Source organism: Haloechinothrix aidingensis, assembly GCF_013450155.1.
GTDB classification, from domain to species: domain Bacteria; phylum Actinomycetota; class Actinomycetes; order Mycobacteriales; family Pseudonocardiaceae; genus Haloechinothrix; species Haloechinothrix aidingensis.
In genome coordinates this window covers 530,543-548,298 of record NZ_JACCKD010000002.1, presented here as the reverse complement: position 1 = coordinate 548,298, position 17,756 = coordinate 530,543, and the positions used below count along the sequence as shown (strand labels likewise).

The window sequence follows — 17,756 nt, the reverse complement described above, 5'->3', positions numbered from 1 at the left end:
GTTGATGACACAGGGAACTGGTTCGGATCGGGTCGACAGCACCGGAGTCGCCGGGGGTGTGCGCACCGGTCAGGAGGGGCCCCGGGCCGAGGATCCGGAGGTGCCGTACGCGCTCGCGCCTCCCGCAGCGCAGTCCGAGGTAGTGCACGGCCTGGGGCACGGGTTGCGGTGGAGCGATGTTCTCGCGGAGATGGCGCGGGACCAGGAAGCGCGGGAGGCCAGGGCCGGTTCACCGGCACGGATGCCGATCGACGAGGCCGGAAGCCACGCGACCCGTACGGAAGGGCGTGCAGCGTGACCGCCGCCGAACCCGATCCCGTCCAGGAACCGGAGACGCGTTCGGACGCTCGCCGCTCCGGCAGGATCCGGGTCGTGCGTGCCGATGGGAGCGGGACGTGGGAACCGCCGGCCGCCGACCGGTCGATGGGCGGACTCCGGCAGCGGCGTGAGCGGTTGCGCGAGGGGATCGTCGCGGGCAACAGCCGGGGTGTCGACCGCCAGCACACGCTCGGTAAGCATACGGCGCGGGAGCGGCTCGAGCAGCTGCTCGACGAGGACTCGTTCACCGAGATCGATATGTACCGGCGTAACCAGGAGGGTGGTGACGACGCCCCGCACACCGACGGCGTCGTTGCCGGTTCCGGGGAGATCGACGGTCGGAGGGTGTTCGTCTACGCGCAGGACTTCGCCATCTTCGGGGGTTCGCTCGGTGAGGCGCACGCGTCGAAGATCCACAAGGTGATGGATCTCGCGATCGCGACCGGTGCACCGATCATCGCGCTCAACGACAGCGGGGGCGCCCGGATCCAGGAAGGTGTGATGGCGCTGCACGGCTACGGCGGCATCTTCCGCCGCAATGTCGAGGCCGCAGGCGTTGTCCCCCAGATCAGCGTCGTACTCGGACCGTGCGCGGGCGGGGCGGCATACTCGCCTGCCCTTGCCGATTTCACTTTCATGGTCCGTGACACGGCGAAGATGTACCTGACCGGTCCGGATGTGGTCGAGGCCGTGAACGGTGAGCGGGTCAGCCACGAGGAGCTCGGTGGTGCGGACGTGCACGGCTCCCGGTCCGGCGTGGCCACCGTCGTGTACGACGACGAGGACAGCTGCCTCGAGGATGTGCGCTTCCTGGTGTCGATGCTGCCGGACAACAACCTGGAGCCTGCCCCGCGCGCGGAGCGGTGTGGTGCGGCGACGGACGACCGGCCACGGCTGGCCGAGATCGTCCCGGTGGAGCCGAACCAGCCGTACGACATGCGGGAGGTGGTCGGCGAGCTGGTGGATGACGGCGAGTTCTTCGAGGTGCACGAAACCTGGGCACGAAACGTGATCTGCGGGCTGGCGCGCATCGATGGTGAGGTCGTCGGGGTGGTCGGTAACCAGCCCATGGTGCTCGCGGGCGTGCTCGACCGCACGGCGTCGCAGAAGGCCGCGCGGTTCGTCCGTTTCTGTGACGCCTTCAGCATTCCCCTCGTGACACTGGTCGACGTACCCGGATTCCTTCCCGGAACCGAGCAGGAGCACGCGGGCATCATCCGGCACGGCGCGCAGCTGCTCTACGCCTACTGCGAGGCGACGGTGCCGCGCATCCAGGTGATCGTGCGCAAGGCCTACGGCGGCGCGTACATCGTGATGGACTCGCGTTCGATCGGCGCCGACCTGTCGCTGGCCTGGCCGACCAACGAGATCGCCGTGATGGGGGCGGAGGGCGCGGTGAACGTGCTCTACCGCAAGGACCTCGCGGTGGCCGCCGACCCGGACGAACGACGGAAGGAACTGGTCACCGAGTACACCGAGCGGCTGATGCACCCGCATTTCGCTGCGGAGCGCGGTCTCGTCGACGACGTGATCGACCCGGTGGAGACCCGTTCCGCCGTGGCGCGCGGTCTGGCGGTGCTGCGGGACAAGCGGAAGCACTCGCCGCAACGCAAGCACGGCACGATCCCGCTCTGAGCAGGCAGCCCGTCCCTGCGAGGCGCGTTCGAGCACGATGCGACGGATGGCGACGACCGCGCGTGAGTCCGGTCTACTGTGGAGAGCGTTGAGAGAACCTCGACCCGTTCTCCGCCACCGGCAGCTACGGTTCTCGTTCCCGTGGACGATGGGAGGCGGCACGATGGAGAACGTGTCAGCGACCGTGCACCCGCATCTCGCGGAACCGGCATCGGCGCACCTTGTCGATGAGGCCGCGGAGCTCGTGGAAGGCGTTCCGGTCGCCGGTGCAGGCCCCTGTCCGGACGAGGACCACATCGTGCTCGGCTACGACTGATCAGGACGGTTCCGCCCGTGGCGGTGTGCGCTCGGTCTGGTCGACCAGCACGCCGGGGTTGAGGATGCCGTGCGGGTCGAGGGTGTGCTTGGCGGCGCGCAGCACCGAGGCGAACAGCTCGGGCCGCTGCCGGTCGTACCACGGCCGGTGGTCACGACCGACCGCGTGATGGTGCGTGATGCTGGCACGATGGGAGTGCAGGATCTCGCCTGCCGCGGCCTTGATCTCGTCCCACTGCGCGACCTCCGAGCCGCGGCGGCCCGGGACGATCACGGTGAAGTAGGGCGCGGCACCGTCCGGGTAGACGTGCGTGAGCCTGCAGTTGATCGTCGGGGTGGCACCCGTGATCCCGGTGACGGCCGCGCCGAGCTCCTGCTGGATGGCCTCGTACAGCCGGAGGGCGCGGTCCCAGGTGCACGAGGTCTCGAAGGTCTCCACGATCGCGCTCATCCTGGCGAGCCCGTCGCGCTGGTAGGGCATGCGCAGGAACGCGGATCGCCAGGAGCGCACCGCGTCGTCGGTGGAATCGCCGGAGGGGCGGTGGTGGCCGCCGTGCTGGCGGGCCAGCTCGACGGCGTGTGCGAGCTGGTCGTCGACTGGGAAGTGGGCGGACTCGAAGCCGAGCACCAGCACGCTCTCGCCGCCGCCCGCGGCTCCGGACAGCAGCGCCTCGCCCGGGTCGAGCAGGCGGCAGTTGCTCGGGTACAGACCGGACTGGGCGATCGCGCGGGCGGCGTCGAGCGCGTCGCCGAACGCGGTGAACGAGACCGAGGTCGATGCCGTGTACCGGGGCCTGTCCTGCACGCGCATCCAGGCTTCCGTGATGACGCCCAGCGTCCCTTCGGAACCGAGGAACATCCGGTCCGGGGACGGTCCGGCTCCCGAGGACGGCAGCCGCAGCGACTCGGCCGTGCCCGCAGGCGTGAGTACGCGCAGGGACTCGACGAAGTCGTCGATGTGGGTGTGCAGGGTCGCGTAGTGCCCGGCGGCGCGGGTCGCCAGCCAGCCGCCGAGCGTGGAGAACTCGAAGCTCTGCGGGAAGTGCCGGAGCGTGTAGCCGTGCGGCCGCAGCTGGTCCTCCAGCGCGGGGCCGAAGGTCCCTGCCTGGATGCGGGCCGCGCGGTTGACCGGGTCCACCTCGAGTACCTCGCCGAGCGAGGTGAGGTCGAGGCTCAGCGTGCCGCGGTGGTCGCCGCCCCGGTACTCCACCCCGCCGACGACGGAGCTGCCCCCGCCGTAGGGGATCACGGCGATCGAGTTGGACATCGCCCAGTCGAGCAGCTCGACGATGTCGAACTCGCCGCGCGGGTAGGCGACCAGGTCCGGTGGGGTGGACAGCTGCCCGTAGAGCGCGCGCACGACGTCGCGGTAGGCCTGCCCGAAGGTGTGCGCGGCACGGTCGGCCGGGTCGGCCGAGCAGAGGTGTTCCAGCGAGGTCGGCGCGCGCAGCCGGGGTGTGGGCAGGTGCAGATCGCTGACGTCGGGGACCGGGAGCGGGGTCTCGGCCAGGCCGGGAAGCAGGTGCGCGAGCTCGACGCACTCGGCGTCGGACAGCGCGTCGTGCCGCCGTCCCCAGCCCCACCAGGATCGCGCGGGATCGTTCACGGGGAGCTACCGTATCGCGTGACCGCGCCGCGTACAGCCCGCGAACGCTGTCGGGATGACCGGTCGCGACACCCGGCAGCCCCGGCAGGCCGTGCGCGGTGGATCTACTGCGGTGCGACGCCGTTGGCGTGGCGCAGCTGTCCCTTGCCGTCGAACTGGAGTTCCAGCGACTTCCAGCCCTCTTCGGCGTCGAAGTAGAGCCAGATCTTGCCCTTGTGGTCGATCTTGTGCTGGATGCCGTCGCCGTCGGGTGCGGTGACGCCGAACCAGAACGAGCCGGTCCCGCTACTCGGCCCGAGGCAGTAGTTGTCCGGGCCGAGACGGACCGGCTCGCGGTAGACCGTCTCGTCGAAGTCGGTGAGCCCGTGGTCGACGCGGTAGAAGTCGAACTCGGCGTCGAAGTTGGCCTGGCCGGGATCGGAGGTCCGGGTCACGACGTCCCCTGGTTCGAGTTCGACCGGGTCGGCCTGCCCGCGCAGGTTGTTGTGCTGGCCCTCGCAGGCGTCCGGGCGCTGCTGCATGCCCTGGCCGCCGCCGCTGGCTAACGCCGGGCCCGCCATGACGCCGAGTGCGAGTACCGTGGCCCCGCCCGCCAGTACCGTCCGTCGCATCGTTGGATCCCTCCTCGGGAGATGGGGTCGAGTATGACTCTCCGACGGGGAGCCACCAGCCCGCGGAGGACGCGGCTGCAACGGCCAACACTACGGAAATGTCCGATTTTGGTCAATTGGCGTAGAATTGCGCGCAGGATTTGCGGGGAGCTGGACGCCGCTGCCGCATCAGGTGACCGGATCGAGCCGGCTTTCGCCGTCCCTGTCTCTATCTACCGGGTACTCCAGCACGTCGAGTGGAACCCGGTCGGCGCGGCGGACAGGGGGCGTGCCGCGCCCAGCGCTGGTTCAGTCATCGGGATACCCCAGAGTTTCGGCGTCGGTCTCGGCCCGGCTGTCCAGTTGTTCGCCGACCGCTCGGAGGTAGCCACCGAGGGCGCGGAGCTGTTCGGCAGGGGGCGGGTCCTCCTCGATGGAGCGCACCATCCGCAGTACGGCCCCCGTGATCTCGCGGTGTGTACAGGCCAACCGCGCGAGCATGTGGTGGTCACGATGGATCATTGGCGCGCTCCGTTCGGCTTGTGGCATCGACCCGTGACGCCGTGGACCAGCTCGACGCGCACGTCCTCGCCGTCCACGATCCGGTCGAGCAACAGCAGGATCTCGCCGACGCGGTCAAGGTGCTCGCGCTTGTTGATCGATCCGTACCAGCCGCGCACGAACGCCAGCTGGTCGATGAGGTCGGTGCGGTCCCCGGTCATCGCCGCACCGGCCGGACCTCATCGGACGCGAGCGTGTGGCGATGCGGCGGCCAGCCCTCGGGGTCGCGCTCGACGGCCCGATGGCGTCCGGCAACGGCCCTGCTGCGAATCCGGTCGATGCTGTCCCACACGACCACCAGCAGCACCGGTGTGCCGAACAGCGCCAGCAGCATCAGGATCCAGAACGCCTGCATCGCCTCTCCCTCCGTCGCCCACCGTTCCTCGATGAATCGCACATTAATAGTCGCATGTGCGAGTTAGCAATGCTGTTTAGTTCACTCGATAGTTTTAGTTACTCGCACATGCGATCAATGATTGGCACAATGCATGCATGACGTCACCGGTGGTCGCGAAGATCCAGCTGGGTCGGCTGCTGTACGACCTGCGGCTGGAGTGTGGTCAGTCGCGGGAGGACGCGGCCGAGGCGCTGGACTGCGACGTCTCCAAGGTCTCCCGTGTCGAGCACGGCAAGGGCAGTCTCAAGACGTCGGAAGTGGATGCGCTGCTGCGGTTGTACGACCGCGCCGACGCGCGGGATCGGGCCGTCGAGCTCGCCCGCACGGCTCGGCGCCGCTCCCGCTATCGCGTGCAGAAGTGGGCGCAGGACTTCGTCGGGATGGAAGCCGCTGCCGCCACGATCCGGGCCTGGCACAGCGAGCTCGTTCCCGGGCCGTTGCAGACACCCGCCTACACCCGTGCGCTGATCTCCGGCGCGAACCCCAACCGCACACCCGAGTTCGTCGAGCAGGCCGTGGCCAGTCGTGGCGAGCGCCAGGAGCGGCTGCTCAGTGACGACGGTCCCACCATGTTCATCGTGCTCAACGAGGCCGTGATCCGCCGTATGGTCGGCGGGGCCAAGGTGGTGGAGGACCAGCTCACCTTCCTGCTCAAGCTCAGCGAGCGCCCGCGCGTCTCGCTGCACGTGCTGCCGTTCACCGCGGGCGCGCACGCCGCGATGGACTCGCCGTTCGAGATGCTCGACGTGCCGGAGGCCGAGGTGCGGCTGGTGTATCTCGAAGACCTGGACGACAGCCGCTACCTGGACCAGCCCGAGGAGATCGAACGGTATAGCATGGTCTTCGAGAGGCTTCTCGGCGCGGCGCTCGGACCGGTAGAGACCGTCGCGCTGCTCGAGGAGGTGCGGCAGACGATGGCGTAAGGAGGATGCGTGCTGGATCGGGCCGACGACCGCGTGCGGTGGCGCACATCCAGCTACAGCAACTCCGAGGGTGGCGCGTGTGTCGAGGTCGCGCTGAGCACGCTGACCCGCGTCCGCGACACCAAGGACCGCGACGGCGGAGCCCTGAACCTCCCGCTTCCCGCCTGGCGCGCGTTCACCAGCGCACTGCACGAGGTGTGAGCCGAGCCCGCCCTTAGCCCTCGCCGCCCGGCCCCACGGCCCAACCACCGCCGATGCGCTCGTCCGGCGGCTCGTCCTCGGAGCCGGGGACCAGGTGGGCGTAGTGCTCGGAGTCGTCCTGCGGCCGGTAGCCGAGCGCGCGGGCCTCGGCGAGCGAGAAGGGGTTGCGCCGGTTCGCCGACACGCCCCACACCACCCGGAAACCCGGATCGGGTGTGTCGAGCAGCGCCTCCATCAGGCGGGCGCAGTCGTCCGGCGACAGCCAGGTCCCCAGCCCCCGGACGTTCGGCGGCCGCTCGTTGGCCGAGCCGATGCGCGCGCACAGCACATCCATCCCGTGCCGGTCGTGGTACAGGCTGCCCAGGGCCTCGTCGGTGGCCTTGCTGACCCCGTAGAAGGTGTCCGGGCGGGGAAACAGGTAGTCCGGGCAGGCCTCGTCGCCGATGGGGTGGAAGCCGACGGCGTGGTTGCTGCTGGCCAGGATCACGCGCGGGACACCGGCCCGGCGCGCGGCCTCCAGCGCCGTGTAGGTGCCGTGGATGTTGACCCGCAGGATCGTCTCCCAGTCGGCTTCGCCGCTCAGAGCCGCCAGGTGGATGACCGCGTCGGCGTCCTGGCAGGCCTCGGTCATCGCGGGCAGGTCGGTGACGTCGGCCCGCACGTGCTCGCCGCCGTCGGGCTGCTGCGGCCGCTGGATCGGCTCGGCGTCCAGCAGCCGCAGCGTGCGCCCTCGGCATGCCATCCGCGGCCGCAGCATCCGTCCGATCCTGCCTGCCGCTCCGGTGATGAGGATGCGCTGCGCCATCGCCACCCGAGGCTACGCGAGCGCCACGCCCTGCCGCGTGCGCTGCCTGCTCAGGCCAGCGCGTCCTCCAGCGGGCTGTAGGTCAGCCCGTGCGCGGTCGCGACCGGCTCGTTGACCAGCTTGCCCGCGTGGGTGTTCAGGCCCTTCGCGAGGTTGGCGTCCGCACGGCAGGCGCCGTGCCAGCCGTGCTCGGCGATCCGCAGCACGTACGGCAGCGTGACGTTGGTCAGCCCGTAGGTGGACGTGCGCGGGACCGCGCCCGGCATGTTCGCCACGCAGTAGAACACCGAGCCGTGCACCTGGTAGGTCGGGTCGTCGTGGGTGGTCGGCCGCGAGTCGGCGAAGCAGCCGCCCTGGTCGATGGAGATGTCGACCAGCACGCTGCCCGGCTTCATCCGCTCCACCAGCCGGTTGCTGATCAGCTTCGGCGCCTTCGCGCCGGGCAGCAGCACCGCACCGATCACCAGGTCGGCCTCCAGCGCGGCGTGCTCGAGGGCCAGCGAGTTCGACGTGACCGTGCGGATGCGGCCGCCGAACTCGTGGTCGATCTCGCGGAGCTTGTCCACGTTGGTGTCCAGGATCTCCACGTCGGCGCCGAGTCCGAGCGCCACCCGCGCGGCGTTGAGGCCCGCCACCCCGCCGCCGATCACGGCAACGCGCGCCGGGTGCACGCCGGGGATCCCGCCGGGCAGCACCCCGCGCCCCCCGGACGGGCGCAGCATGGCGTGCGCGCCGACCTGGGCGGACAGCCGGCCCGCCACCTCGGACATCGGCGCGAGCAGCGGCAGCGCACCGGAGGGCAGCTGTACGGTCTCGTAGGCGATGGCGGTCGTTCCGGCCTCGGTCAGCCGCTCGGTCAGCGCGCGGTCGGCTGCCAGGTGCAGGTAGGTGAACAGCACCTGGTCCTTGCGCAGCAGCGGGTACTCCTCGGGGATCGGTTCCTTGACCTTCAGGACGAGCTCGCCCTCACCCCAGGTCTCCTCCGCGGTCGCCAGCACCTTCGCGCCAGCGGCGAGGTACTCCTCGTTCGAGATGGCCGAGCCCGCGCCCGCCCCGGACTCGACGAACACGTCGTGACCGCGCTCGGTCAGCTCGCGCACGCCGGCAGGGGTCAGCGCGACCCGGTACTCGTGTTTCTTCGTCTCTCGGGGAACGGCGATGCGCACAGCAGGCTCCAAGGTCGGTGTCTCAGTTGATATGGCGATGTACTTGACACCACGATGAACCCCCGGAACGGGCCTGTCATCATGCCGGGAGAACAATGTTGTTCCCTGACCGTGGTTGTGGTGGAACAACACAGGGGTGCGGTGTGGTGCGCGGTCACGACCACCGCAGCGTGATCAGCTGGGCGAGCAGCGCCAGCCGCGTCTCCGGGTCCTCCAGGTCCAGACCGGTCAGGTTGAGCAGCTTGCGCAGCCGGTAGCGCAGCGTGTTCGGGTGGATGCTCAGCTCCCGCGCCGTCGCGCGCGGGTCGCCCTGGTGCCGCAGCCACGCGTAGAGGGTGTCGACGTAGTCGCTGTGCTGCCGCCTGTCGTGCTCGGTGAGCACCTCGAGCGGTCCCAGCTCGACCGCGCCCGCGCTACCCGCTGCGGTGGCCACCCGGTGCAGGGCCAGCGCCGTCCACACCTCGTCGAAACCGATCACCGCGCCCGGCACCAGGCCGGCGCGCACCAGCCCCAGCGCCTCCTCGGCCTCGCCCCTGGACCGTGCCAGCTCGCCGACCGGCGCCGCCGTGCCCGCTGCGGCGCGCAGCCACCCCTGCTCGCAGCCCGGCTCGGTGGCCAGCGTGTCCCGCAGCGCCGCCCAGCCGCCGTCCGGCACGACGAGGTAGAGCAGGCCGCCGAACTCGGTGGCCCGCGTCTGGTTGCCGATCCCGGCCGACAGCCGCTCGAGCAGCGCCAGCCGCAGTCCCTCCGCGCCGAGCTCCTCGTCGCCCTCGCCCTGCTGCCTGCTGGTGGCCACCGCCACCACCCGGTGGTCGGCATCGGTGAGCCCGAGCTCGGCCGCGGCCCTGCGCGGGCTCGCCCGGCCCTCCAGCACCGCGCGCAGCAGCTCGGCGTTGGCGTGGCGCTGGGTGTTGGCGTGCGCCCGCCTGCGCAGCAGGTGCACGGCCACCACAGGTGCGGCGTCGGCGAAGGCTGCGGCCCGCTCCTCGGACACCGGGCCGTCGACCACCGCCCACATCGAGCCGAGCAGCTCCCCGCCCATCCGGACCGGCACGATCAGCCTCGGCAGCGTGCCGTCCTTCTGCTCGGGGACGTAGATCGTCTGCCTGCCCCTGGACAGCTCCCGGAACACCCCGCGCGAACGGAACCGGGCGAGCACGTCGTCGGGGATGCGCCGGTCCATGATCGTCGACACCCGCGCGGGGTCGGTGAGGTCCTGCCGCGCCGAGTACGCGAGCACCCGGGAGTTGATGTCCTCGATCGTCACCGGAGCGTCCACAACGGATGCCGCGGCGTCGGCGAGCCGGAACAGGTCGGCGGCCTCGGGCTGGGTGTCGTCGGTGGCGTCGGCCTCGTCGGCGATCGCGTCGAGCACCGTGCGCAGCAGCCACACCAGCTGCGCCCACGAGGTGTCGGCGTGCACCTCGATGAGCCCGACCCCCGCCGACCGCGCGGCCTTGCGCACCTCGGCGTCCTGCGCGAGCCGGGGCTTGCACAGCACCGCGGCCGCCTCGTTGGCGCCGCAGGTGTGCACCAGCCCGACAGCGGTCTCCACCGAGTCGCCGAGCACCGCAAGCACCAGGTCGCCCGCGGCCACCCTGGCGTGCGGGTGTCCCTCGGCGATGACCACGTCCCCCACGGGACGGTCGGCGTCCGGCAGGCTCACGGTGTGCAGCAGTGTCGGGCCGACACGGTCGACGACGCTTCGCACCGAACGCATGCCTACACCTCCCGGGCCGTACGCGCGCCGGGGTCGGCGGGGGCGGGCGGCACCGGAAGCGCGGCCGGTGTCGCGGGCGCGGGACGGCTCTCGCTCACGCGCCGAGTATACGCACCGTATCCGGCCCCGCCTGACCTCGACGCATCCCACCTCAACCGGTATCGCGAGCACCGTCACCGTGGGGGCGCTCACAACCCCGTGCCCGTCCGTGCCGGCCCGCGCGATACTCGCGGTATCGGTTCCGAGGAGCGAGGGGCGAGTACGGTGAATCCCGCGACGGTCACGGTCGAGGCGCCGCACGTGTTCCACTGCCCGCTGCGGTGGTCCGATATGGATACCGCGGGGCACGTGCACAACGTGCAGCACCTGCGCTATCTCGAGGAGGCGCGGATCGACATGCTCTGCGTGCTCGCACCCAAGCACGGGGTGAGCACGCTGGCCGCGGGGATGGTGGTCGCCCAGCTCGACATCGAGTACCTGCGCCCGCTGGCCTACCGCCCGGACCCGGTGCGGATCGAGAGCCGGGTCACGCGGGTGGGCAACTCCTCGTTCGACCTCGCCCACGACATCGTCGACGGCGAGGCGCACTACGCCCACGCCACCTCGACGATCGTCGCTTTCGACGTGACGGCCGGCCGGTCGCGCCCGCTGACCGGGGACGAGCGGGCCCTGCTCACCGAGCTCGGTGAGCAGCCGACCTGACCGAGCACTCTGGACACAGCTTATGCCGCACCAGTACCCCATCCAGCTCCGGCGCGCGGACATGGACGCCTACGGGCACGTCAACAACGTCGTGTACCTGAGCTACGTCGACGAGGCGCGCCAGGACATGCTGACCTCGGCCACCGGCGGGGGTGACCTCGGCGAGAACGTCGTGGTCGCCAAGCACGCCATCAGCTACCTCAGCCCGCTGGTGTACCGGCCGGAGCGGGTGCGGGTCGACACGGTCGTGCGGCACGTCGGTGACTCGTCGTTCACCCTCGCCCACGAGGTGCGCGACGACGAGACGAGCTACTGCCGCGTCGAGTCGGTGCTGGTGGCCTTCGACCCCGTCGCGGGCGTCTCGCGTGCCATCACCGAGCCGGAGCGCTCCGCGCTGTCCGGCCTCACCTGACCCCGCCGAGGCGTTGGAGCCGAAGGTGACCGCCGGCTCCCTCTAGGGAACCAAGGTCACCCTCGGCTCCCACCACCGCGTGCCGGCCGGAGGGAGCCCAAGGTGACCGCGGTTCCATAGAACGAGCCGGATGTCACATTGGGCTCCAAACATTGGGCTCCAACCCCGCTGGGTGGACGTGGCCCGGGGTGCCGGCGGGGTCAGTCCTGGAGGGTGTCGGCGAGCCAGGGGGAGACGGGGAGGTCGCGGCTGACGCACTCGGCGCCGAGCCTGCTCGTCCACCGCAGTGCCTGCAGCACGAGGCTGCGCACCTCCCCGGGGGCTGCGTTGGCCAGGGCGATCTCGACCTGCTCGGCTGCCGCGCCCGGGTTGCCGTGTACCTCGGCGAGCAGCGTGCGCACCGCCGTGCGCACGGGCGGGTCGGCGCTGTCGATGGAGACCTCGGTGCCTTCCTCGTCGAAGACCTGCACCTGGACCGGGGTGGCACCGCCGTCGCCGAGCTCGCTCACCATCGTGCTGCACTCGCCGAACAACAGCATCACCAGCTCGCCGACGTGCTCGGTGGAGATCTCGTCGATGGCGTGCTCGTCGGCGCCCGCGTGCACGGCAAGCAGGGCGCGCTGGGCCTCGTCGACGAGTCGCGGGCGGTCAGGCCGGTCAGGGTTCACGGTTCCTATCCAACACGAAGCCGGTGACGAATGGGTAGCCGATCCTGCGCGGGCCCGTCACCTCAACGGGCGGCGTGCAGCGCGCCGAGTGCCAGCCGGTGCAGCAGCTCGGCCAGCTCGGTGCTGTCCACGTAGCGGTTGTGCGGGGTGGAGTTGAGCAAGCCGAACACCGCGTGGGCCGCCGACCGGGCGCGCTCCTCGGTGATGCCGGGCACCGCAGCGCTGATCGCACCGACCCAGACCTCGACGTACTGCCGCTGCAGGGCGCGGACCTGCTTGCGGTCGTCCTCGCGCAGGTTGCCGAGATTGCGCTCCTGCACGGTGATCAGCGCGGGGTTGTCCAGGGCGAAGTTGGTGTGGAACGTGACCAGCTCGGCCAGCGCCTTGCTGGGATCCTCCGCGGCGGCGGCGCGCTCCTTGCCTTCGGAGAACAGTTCGCGGCTTATGGAGATCAGCATCTCGCCGAGCATCGCGTCCTTGCTGCGGAAGTGCCGGTAGAGCGCGGGACCGGAGATGCCGACCGCGGCGCCGATGTCGTCGATGCCGACCCCGTGGAAGCCGTGCGCGGCGAACAGCTCGGCCGCGGCGGCGAGGATCTGCTCACGGCGGGTCGCCGGGACCGCCTGCGCGGCCGAACCTGCACTCACCTGCATCACCTCGTGGGCTCGTCGGGCCGCGCGCGGGTGTTGCCACCCGACGGGCACGCCTGTGGTGCGTCCCGGCCTGTGGTGCGGGACACTCGCGTGTGAGCTGCGGGTCCAGCCCGTATCGAGTTGGTCGCCGGGGCTGGACCTCCCAGTTAGTTGATACTAACATCGGGATCGCAGTTAACGATGACTAACGTAATCGACCCGATGGTGGGAACCAGATGGACGCTGTCACCCTGCGCACCGCCGCTGATCCGGGATCGCAGGCATTCCAGCGCAACGACGCCGGCCACGCCGCGCTCGTCGCCGAGCTGAACGACCGCCTCAAACGGGTACGGCAGGGCGGCTCGGAGCAGGCGAGGACACGTCATGTCGAGCGGGGCAAGCTGCTGCCTCGCGACCGGGTGGACGCCGTGCTCGACCCCGGCTCGCCGTTCCTCGAGCTCTCCCCGCTGGCAGCCGAGGGGATGTACGACGACGAGGCGCCGTCGGCGGGCATCATCACCGGCCTGGGCAGGGTCTCCGGGCGGGAGTGCGTGATCGTGGCCAACGACGCCACCGTCAAGGGCGGCACCTACTACCCGGTCACGGTCAAGAAGCACCTGCGGGCCCAGGAGGTGGCACTGCACAACAACCTGCCCTGCATCTACCTCGTCGACTCGGGCGGGGCCTTCCTGCCTGCCCAGGACGAGGTCTTCCCGGACAGGGAGCACTTCGGCAGGATCTTCTACAACCAGGCCACCATGTCGGAGCGCGGCATCCCGCAGATCGCCGCGGTGCTGGGCTCCTGCACCGCAGGCGGGGCCTATGTCCCCGCGATGAGCGACGAGGCGGTGATCGTGCGCAACCAGGGAACCATCTTCCTCGGTGGGCCGCCCCTGGTGAAGGCCGCTACCGGCGAGGAAGTCACCGCTGAGGAACTCGGCGGCGGGGACGTGCACGCCACCGCCTCCGGCGTCACCGACCACCTCGCTGCCGACGACGGCGACGCGCTACGCACCGTCCGGTCCATCGTGTCCACACTCGGCCCCTCCGAGCCCGCGCCGTGGGACGTGGTGCCGACCGAGGAACCCGCCGTCGACCCCGCCGAGCTGTACGGCATGGTGCCGCTCGACTCCCGCACCCCGTACGACGTGCGGGAGGTCATCGCCCGCGTCGTCGACGGCAGCAGGTTCACCGAGTTCAAGAAGGAGTACGGCACCACCCTGGTCACCGGGTTCGCCAGGATCCACGGTCACCCCGTCGGCATCATCGCCAACAACGGCGTGCTGTTCGCCGAGTCGGCGATGAAGGGCGCGCACTTCATCGAGCTGTGCGACAGGCGATCCGTGCCGCTGCTGTTCCTGCAGAACATCACCGGCTTCATGGTCGGCAAGGACTACGAGGCAGGCGGCATCGCCAAGCACGGCGCCAAGATGGTCACGGCGGTGGCCTGCGCCAGGGTGCCGAAGCTGACGGTGATCATCGGCGGGTCGTTCGGCGCGGGCAACTACTCGATGTGCGGCCGCGCCTACTCGCCCCGCTTCCTGTGGATGTGGCCGAACGCGCGCATCTCGGTGATGGGCGGGGAGCAGGCCGCGTCGGTGCTGGCCACCGTGCGCAGGGACACCCTGGAGGGCCGCGGGCAGGAATGGTCGGCCGAGGACGAGGAAGCGTTCAAGGACCCCATCAGGCAGCAGTACGAGCACCAGGGCCACCCGTACTACTCCACAGCGCGCCTCTGGGACGACGGGGTGATCGACCCGGCCGAGACCCGCACCGTCGTCGGCCTGGCCCTGTCGGCCGCGGCCAACGCGCCCCTTGACCCTGTCGGCTACGGCGTCTTCCGGATGTGACCATGAATCCTGTCGGTTCGACCCACGGTTCTTCCGTGCTGCACACCGTGCTCGTCGCCAATCGCGGTGAGATCGCCGTCCGGGTGATCCGGACGCTGCGCCGGATGGGTATCCGGTCGGTGGCGATCTACAGCGACGCCGACGTCGACGCCAGGCACGTGCACGAGGCCGACGTCGCTGTGCGCGTCGGCCCTGCGGAGGCACGCCGGAGCTACCTGTCCATTCCGGACATCGTGCGCGCCGCGGAGTCCACGGGCGCGCAGGCCGTGCACCCCGGGTACGGCTTCCTTGCGGAGAACCCGGCCTTCGCGCGGGCGTGCCAGCAGGCGGGCCTGGTCTTCATCGGCCCGCCCGCCGAGGCGATCGAGGCCATGGGAGACAAGATCACCGCGAAGGCCACCGTCTCGGCAGCTGGCGTGCCCGTCGTGCCGGGGATCTCCGGCACCCCCGACGAGCTGCTGGCCCGCGCCGCCGAGGAGGTGGGGTTCCCGATGCTGCTCAAACCCTCGGCCGGTGGCGGCGGCAAGGGGATGCGGCTGGTGGCCTCGGCAGCGGAGCTGGCCCCGGCGATCGAGTCGGCCCAGCGCGAGGCACGGGCTGCCTTCGGCGACGACGCGCTGCTGGCCGAGCGCTTCGTGCGCACGCCACGGCATATCGAGGTGCAGGTGCTGGCCGACACCTACGGCAACACGGTGCACCTGGGAGAGCGCGAGTGCAGCCTGCAGCGGCGGCACCAGAAGATCATCGAGGAGGCCCCCTCGGCACTGCTCGACGCCGCCACGCGCGAGCGGATGGGTTCGGCCGCCGTGGAGGCGGTGCGCGCGGTCGGCTACACCGGAGCGGGCACCGTGGAGTTCATCGTCTCCGGCGAGGAGTCCGCTGCCGGGGAGTTCTTCTTCATGGAGACCAACACCCGGCTGCAGGTCGAGCATCCGGTGACCGAGCTGGTGACCGGGATCGACCTGGTCGAGTGGCAGCTACGGGTCGCCGACGGGGAGCGGCTGCCGTTCACCTCCGAGGAGATCTCCCTCGACGGGCATGCCGTGGAGGCCCGGGTCTATGCCGAGGACCCGGCGCGCGGGTTCGTCCCCACAGGGGGCATGGTGCTCGACACCAGCGAGCCCGCGGGAGCGGGCGTGCGAGTGGATACCGGCGTGTGGGCGGGCACCGTGGTGGGCTCGGACTACGACCCCATGCTGGCGAAGGTCATCGCCGCGGGACGGGACCGCACCACGGCGCTGCACCGGCTGGACCGCGCGCTCGCCGATACCGCAGTACTAGGAGTGGGAACCAACGTGCCGTTCCTGCGCGGGCTGCTCGCCCAGCCGGACGTGCAGGACGGCAACCTGGACACCGGTCTGGTCGAGCGCGTGCTCGACGAGCTCACCTCGGCCGAGGCCACCGCCGTGCCCGCGGAGTTCTTCGCCGCGGCCGCGCTGGACCGGCTGCTGCAGCTGTGGCCGGCCGGCAGTGTCGTCGACCCCTGGGCCATCCCGACGGGCTGGCGGCTCGGCGGCGGCGCGGGCACCGTGTTCCTGCTGCGCGCGGGCGAGACCGAGGCCGAGGTACGGGTGCACGGCCATCCCGGCGAGGCGCACGTGCAGGTGGCCGACGGCGAGCCGGTGGCCGCGCGCGCACGCTGGGCCGGCCAGCGCGGCGAGGTCCTCGAACTGCGCTACGCCGGAGCCGTGCGGCGCTACCGCCGCGCCCTCGGCCCCGACGGCAGGCTGTGGCTGGCTCACGAGGGGCGCTGCGTGGCCGTCGACGACCGGCCGCGCCTGGCGGTCAGCCATGCCGCCGAGCAGGCCGCCGGGCCGGTCACCAGCCCGATGCCGGGATCGGTGATCGCGGTCAAGACCGAGCTGGGTGCCGAGGTCAGCGCGGGGGAGGCGCTGCTGATCGTGGAGGCGATGAAGATGGAGTACACCATCACCGCCCCTGTCGACGGCGTGGTCAGCGAGCTGCATGTACAGGCGGGCCAGCAGGTGGCCCTTGACGAACCGCTGGTCCTGGTCACCCCCGGTGAGAACGGCGCAGCGGGCGAGGCGTGAGGAGAGCAGATGATCGACTTCCGGCTGGACTCGGACTACGAGGACCTGCGCAAGACCGTCGAGGATTTCGCGCGGTCCGAGGTCGCCCCCGTGATCGGGGAGTACTACGAGCATGAGCGGTTCCCGTACGACCTCGTGGCGCAGATGGGCCGGATGGGGTTGTTCGGCTTGCCGTTCCCGGAGAGCTACGGCGGGATGGGCGGCGACTACTTCGCGCTGTGCGTGACGCTCGAGGAGCTCGCGAGGGTGGACTCGTCGGTGGCCATCACCCTGGAGGCCGGGGTCTCGCTCGGGGCGATGCCGATCTACCGGTTCGGCACCGACGAGCAGCGCCAGCAGTGGCTTCCGCGGCTGTGCAGCGGCGAGATGCTCGGCGCGTTCGGGCTGACCGAACCGGGTGGCGGCTCCGATGCCGGCGCGACCGCCACGACGGCGACGGCGCGGGACGGCGAGTGGGTGATCAACGGGAGCAAGGCCTTCATCACCAACTCCGGTACCGACATCACGGGGTTCGTCACGGTCACGGCCGTCACGGGTACGAAGGCAGGCGGCGGCAAGGAGATCTCCACCATCATCGTGCCGTCCGGGACTCCCGGCTTCACCGTGGAGCCGAAGTACTCCAAGGTCGGCTGGAACTGCTCGGACACGCACGGCCTGGCCTTCTCCGACGTGCGGGTACCCGAGGAGAACCTGCTCGGTGCGCGTGGCAAGGGCTACAACCAGTTCCTGTCGATCCTGGACGAGGGCCGCATCGCGATCGCCGCGATCGGGGTCGGTCTCGCACAGGGATGCGTCGACGAGTGCCTGCGCTACGTAGCGGAGCGCGAGGCGTTCGGCCACAAGATCGGGGATTTCCAGGCGATCCAGTTCAAGGTCGCCGATATGGAGGCACGCACGCACACCGCCCGGCTGGCCTACTACGCGGCTGCGTCGAAGATGCTGCGCGGGGAGCCGTTCAAGCGGGAGGCCGCGATCGCCAAGCTGACCTCGTCCAACGCGGCGATGGACAACGCGCGTGAGGCCACGCAGATCTTCGGCGGCTACGGCTTCATGAACGAGTTCCCCGTCGGCCGCTTCTACCGCGACGCCAAGATCCTGGAGGTCGGCGAGGGGACCAGCGAGGTCCAGCGCATGCTCATCGCCCGCGACCTCGGACTCTGACCCACCGTGCCGGGCTCTCCGGCACACCGTGTTGGGCCTTTCG

At 70.7% G+C, this 17,756-nt stretch carries 20 protein-coding genes; 10 read left to right on the top strand and 10 right to left on the bottom strand.

The window, feature by feature from the left end; translation table 11 throughout:
* Positions 1-4 precede the first annotated feature (4 nt).
* The 3 genes from H0B56_RS07080 to H0B56_RS07070 all read left to right on the top strand — a co-directional run bounded on the left by H0B56_RS07080 (position 5) and on the right by H0B56_RS07070 (position 2,269).
* Positions 5-298: a DUF6222 family protein gene (locus H0B56_RS07080; protein ID WP_180892112.1), complete on the top strand. Its 294-nt coding sequence runs from the start codon at positions 5-7 to the stop codon at positions 296-298.
* A 125-nt stretch (positions 299-423) separates the two neighbouring features.
* Entirely contained in the window at positions 424-1,953 is a 1,530-nt protein-coding gene (locus H0B56_RS07075; protein WP_180892391.1) for an acyl-CoA carboxylase subunit beta, read from the top strand.
* A gap of 172 nt (positions 1,954-2,125) precedes the next feature.
* Positions 2,126-2,269 (top strand): hypothetical protein, encoded by a 144-nt coding sequence (locus H0B56_RS07070; RefSeq protein ID WP_180892111.1) that lies wholly within the window; start codon positions 2,126-2,128, stop codon positions 2,267-2,269.
* Here H0B56_RS07070 and H0B56_RS07065 read toward each other — a convergent pair whose 3' ends face one another.
* The 5 genes from H0B56_RS07065 to H0B56_RS07045 form a co-directional block, all read right to left on the bottom strand.
* Positions 2,270-3,874 carry an FAD-linked oxidase C-terminal domain-containing protein gene (locus tag H0B56_RS07065; RefSeq protein ID WP_180892110.1) on the bottom strand — a complete coding sequence of 535 codons (1,605 nt, stop codon included), beginning with the start codon at positions 3,872-3,874 and terminating at the stop codon, positions 2,270-2,272. It abuts the gene before it with no gap.
* A gap of 104 nt (positions 3,875-3,978) precedes the next feature.
* The gene (locus H0B56_RS07060) at positions 3,979-4,485 is read right to left on the bottom strand and encodes a hypothetical protein (RefSeq protein WP_180892109.1); all 507 of its coding nucleotides are present in this window, start codon (positions 4,483-4,485) and stop codon (positions 3,979-3,981) included.
* 288 nt (positions 4,486-4,773) lie between these two features.
* Positions 4,774-4,986 carry a hypothetical protein gene (locus H0B56_RS07055; protein ID WP_180892108.1) on the bottom strand — a complete coding sequence of 71 codons (213 nt, stop codon included), beginning with the start codon at positions 4,984-4,986 and terminating at the stop codon, positions 4,774-4,776.
* A complete protein-coding gene (locus tag H0B56_RS07050) occupies positions 4,983-5,186 on the bottom strand; it encodes a hypothetical protein (protein ID WP_180892107.1) in 204 nt (67 codons plus the stop codon). Before H0B56_RS07050 ends, H0B56_RS07055 begins: the two co-directional genes overlap by 4 nt.
* On the bottom strand, positions 5,183-5,380 hold the full coding sequence (locus H0B56_RS07045) for a hypothetical protein (protein WP_180892106.1): 198 nt from the start codon (positions 5,378-5,380) through the stop codon (positions 5,183-5,185). The genes H0B56_RS07050 and H0B56_RS07045 overlap by 4 nt, the downstream gene beginning before the upstream one ends.
* Before the next feature lie 137 nt (positions 5,381-5,517).
* Here H0B56_RS07045 and H0B56_RS07040 point away from each other — a divergent pair, with 137 nt between their 5' ends.
* On the top strand, positions 5,518-6,345 hold the full coding sequence (locus tag H0B56_RS07040) for a helix-turn-helix domain-containing protein (RefSeq protein ID WP_180892105.1): 828 nt from the start codon (positions 5,518-5,520) through the stop codon (positions 6,343-6,345).
* A 9-nt stretch (positions 6,346-6,354) separates the two neighbouring features.
* Positions 6,355-6,546: a DUF397 domain-containing protein gene (locus tag H0B56_RS07035; protein WP_343063789.1), complete on the top strand. Its 192-nt coding sequence runs from the start codon at positions 6,355-6,357 to the stop codon at positions 6,544-6,546.
* A gap of 13 nt (positions 6,547-6,559) precedes the next feature.
* Here the strand turns inward: H0B56_RS07035 and H0B56_RS07030 are convergent, their stop codons facing one another.
* From H0B56_RS07030 to H0B56_RS07020, 3 genes are all read right to left on the bottom strand, one after another.
* On the bottom strand, positions 6,560-7,351 hold the full coding sequence (locus H0B56_RS07030) for an NAD-dependent epimerase/dehydratase family protein (protein WP_180892104.1): 792 nt from the start codon (positions 7,349-7,351) through the stop codon (positions 6,560-6,562).
* A gap of 50 nt (positions 7,352-7,401) precedes the next feature.
* Positions 7,402-8,517, bottom strand: a complete 1,116-nt coding sequence (ald, locus tag H0B56_RS07025; RefSeq protein ID WP_180892103.1) for an alanine dehydrogenase — start codon at positions 8,515-8,517, stop codon at positions 7,402-7,404.
* A 154-nt stretch (positions 8,518-8,671) separates the two neighbouring features.
* Positions 8,672-10,237 carry a PucR family transcriptional regulator gene (locus H0B56_RS07020; RefSeq protein WP_180892102.1) on the bottom strand — a complete coding sequence of 522 codons (1,566 nt, stop codon included), beginning with the start codon at positions 10,235-10,237 and terminating at the stop codon, positions 8,672-8,674.
* Between the two features lie 264 nt (positions 10,238-10,501).
* Between H0B56_RS07020 and H0B56_RS07015 the strand changes: the two genes are divergently transcribed.
* A complete protein-coding gene (locus H0B56_RS07015; protein WP_219632376.1) occupies positions 10,502-10,939 on the top strand; it encodes an acyl-CoA thioesterase in 438 nt (145 codons plus the stop codon).
* Positions 10,940-10,961: 22 nt separating this feature from the next.
* Entirely contained in the window at positions 10,962-11,351 is a 390-nt protein-coding gene (locus H0B56_RS07010; protein ID WP_180892101.1) for an acyl-CoA thioesterase, read from the top strand.
* A gap of 200 nt (positions 11,352-11,551) precedes the next feature.
* Here H0B56_RS07010 and H0B56_RS07005 read toward each other — a convergent pair whose 3' ends face one another.
* Complete coding sequence (locus tag H0B56_RS07005) at positions 11,552-12,019, bottom strand: hypothetical protein (protein WP_180892100.1); 468 nt, start codon at positions 12,017-12,019, stop codon at positions 11,552-11,554.
* Positions 12,020-12,081: 62 nt separating this feature from the next.
* Positions 12,082-12,672, bottom strand: coding sequence for an SACE_7040 family transcriptional regulator (locus H0B56_RS07000; RefSeq protein WP_180892099.1), 591 nt, complete (start codon positions 12,670-12,672; stop codon positions 12,082-12,084).
* A 215-nt stretch (positions 12,673-12,887) separates the two neighbouring features.
* Here H0B56_RS07000 and H0B56_RS06995 point away from each other — a divergent pair, with 215 nt between their 5' ends.
* From H0B56_RS06995 to H0B56_RS06985, 3 genes are read left to right on the top strand one after another with little or no spacing between them, the layout of a single operon-like run.
* Positions 12,888-14,501 (top strand): carboxyl transferase domain-containing protein, encoded by a 1,614-nt coding sequence (locus H0B56_RS06995; protein ID WP_180892098.1) that lies wholly within the window; start codon positions 12,888-12,890, stop codon positions 14,499-14,501.
* Positions 14,502-14,536: 35 nt separating this feature from the next.
* Positions 14,537-16,552: an ATP-binding protein gene (locus tag H0B56_RS06990; protein ID WP_180892097.1), complete on the top strand. Its 2,016-nt coding sequence runs from the start codon at positions 14,537-14,539 to the stop codon at positions 16,550-16,552.
* A gap of 9 nt (positions 16,553-16,561) precedes the next feature.
* Positions 16,562-17,713 (top strand): acyl-CoA dehydrogenase family protein, encoded by a 1,152-nt coding sequence (locus H0B56_RS06985; RefSeq protein WP_180892096.1) that lies wholly within the window; start codon positions 16,562-16,564, stop codon positions 17,711-17,713.
* Positions 17,714-17,756: the final 43 nt, after the last annotated feature.

Excerpts from the sequence above, each read along its gene's own strand:
- H0B56_RS07000 (WP_180892099.1), bottom strand. The coding sequence starts at position 12,672 with ATGCAGGTGAGTGCAGGTTCGGCCGCGCAGGCGGTCCCGGCGACCCGC.
- H0B56_RS07010 (WP_180892101.1), top strand. The coding sequence starts at position 10,962 with ATGCCGCACCAGTACCCCATCCAGCTCCGGCGCGCGGACATGGACGCC.
- H0B56_RS07080 (WP_180892112.1), top strand. The coding sequence starts at position 5 with ATGACACAGGGAACTGGTTCGGATCGGGTCGACAGCACCGGAGTCGCC.
- H0B56_RS06995 (WP_180892098.1), top strand. The coding sequence starts at position 12,888 with ATGGACGCTGTCACCCTGCGCACCGCCGCTGATCCGGGATCGCAGGCA.
- H0B56_RS07055 (WP_180892108.1), bottom strand. The coding sequence starts at position 4,986 with ATGATCCATCGTGACCACCACATGCTCGCGCGGTTGGCCTGTACACAC.
- H0B56_RS06985 (WP_180892096.1), top strand. The coding sequence starts at position 16,562 with ATGATCGACTTCCGGCTGGACTCGGACTACGAGGACCTGCGCAAGACC.
- H0B56_RS07050 (WP_180892107.1), bottom strand. The coding sequence starts at position 5,186 with ATGACCGGGGACCGCACCGACCTCATCGACCAGCTGGCGTTCGTGCGC.
- H0B56_RS07045 (WP_180892106.1), bottom strand. The coding sequence starts at position 5,380 with ATGCAGGCGTTCTGGATCCTGATGCTGCTGGCGCTGTTCGGCACACCG.
- H0B56_RS07030 (WP_180892104.1), bottom strand. The coding sequence starts at position 7,351 with ATGGCGCAGCGCATCCTCATCACCGGAGCGGCAGGCAGGATCGGACGG.
- H0B56_RS07060 (WP_180892109.1), bottom strand. The coding sequence starts at position 4,485 with ATGCGACGGACGGTACTGGCGGGCGGGGCCACGGTACTCGCACTCGGC.
- H0B56_RS07075 (WP_180892391.1), top strand. The coding sequence starts at position 424 with ATGGGCGGACTCCGGCAGCGGCGTGAGCGGTTGCGCGAGGGGATCGTC.
- H0B56_RS07020 (WP_180892102.1), bottom strand. The coding sequence starts at position 10,237 with ATGCGTTCGGTGCGAAGCGTCGTCGACCGTGTCGGCCCGACACTGCTG.
- H0B56_RS07040 (WP_180892105.1), top strand. The coding sequence starts at position 5,518 with ATGACGTCACCGGTGGTCGCGAAGATCCAGCTGGGTCGGCTGCTGTAC.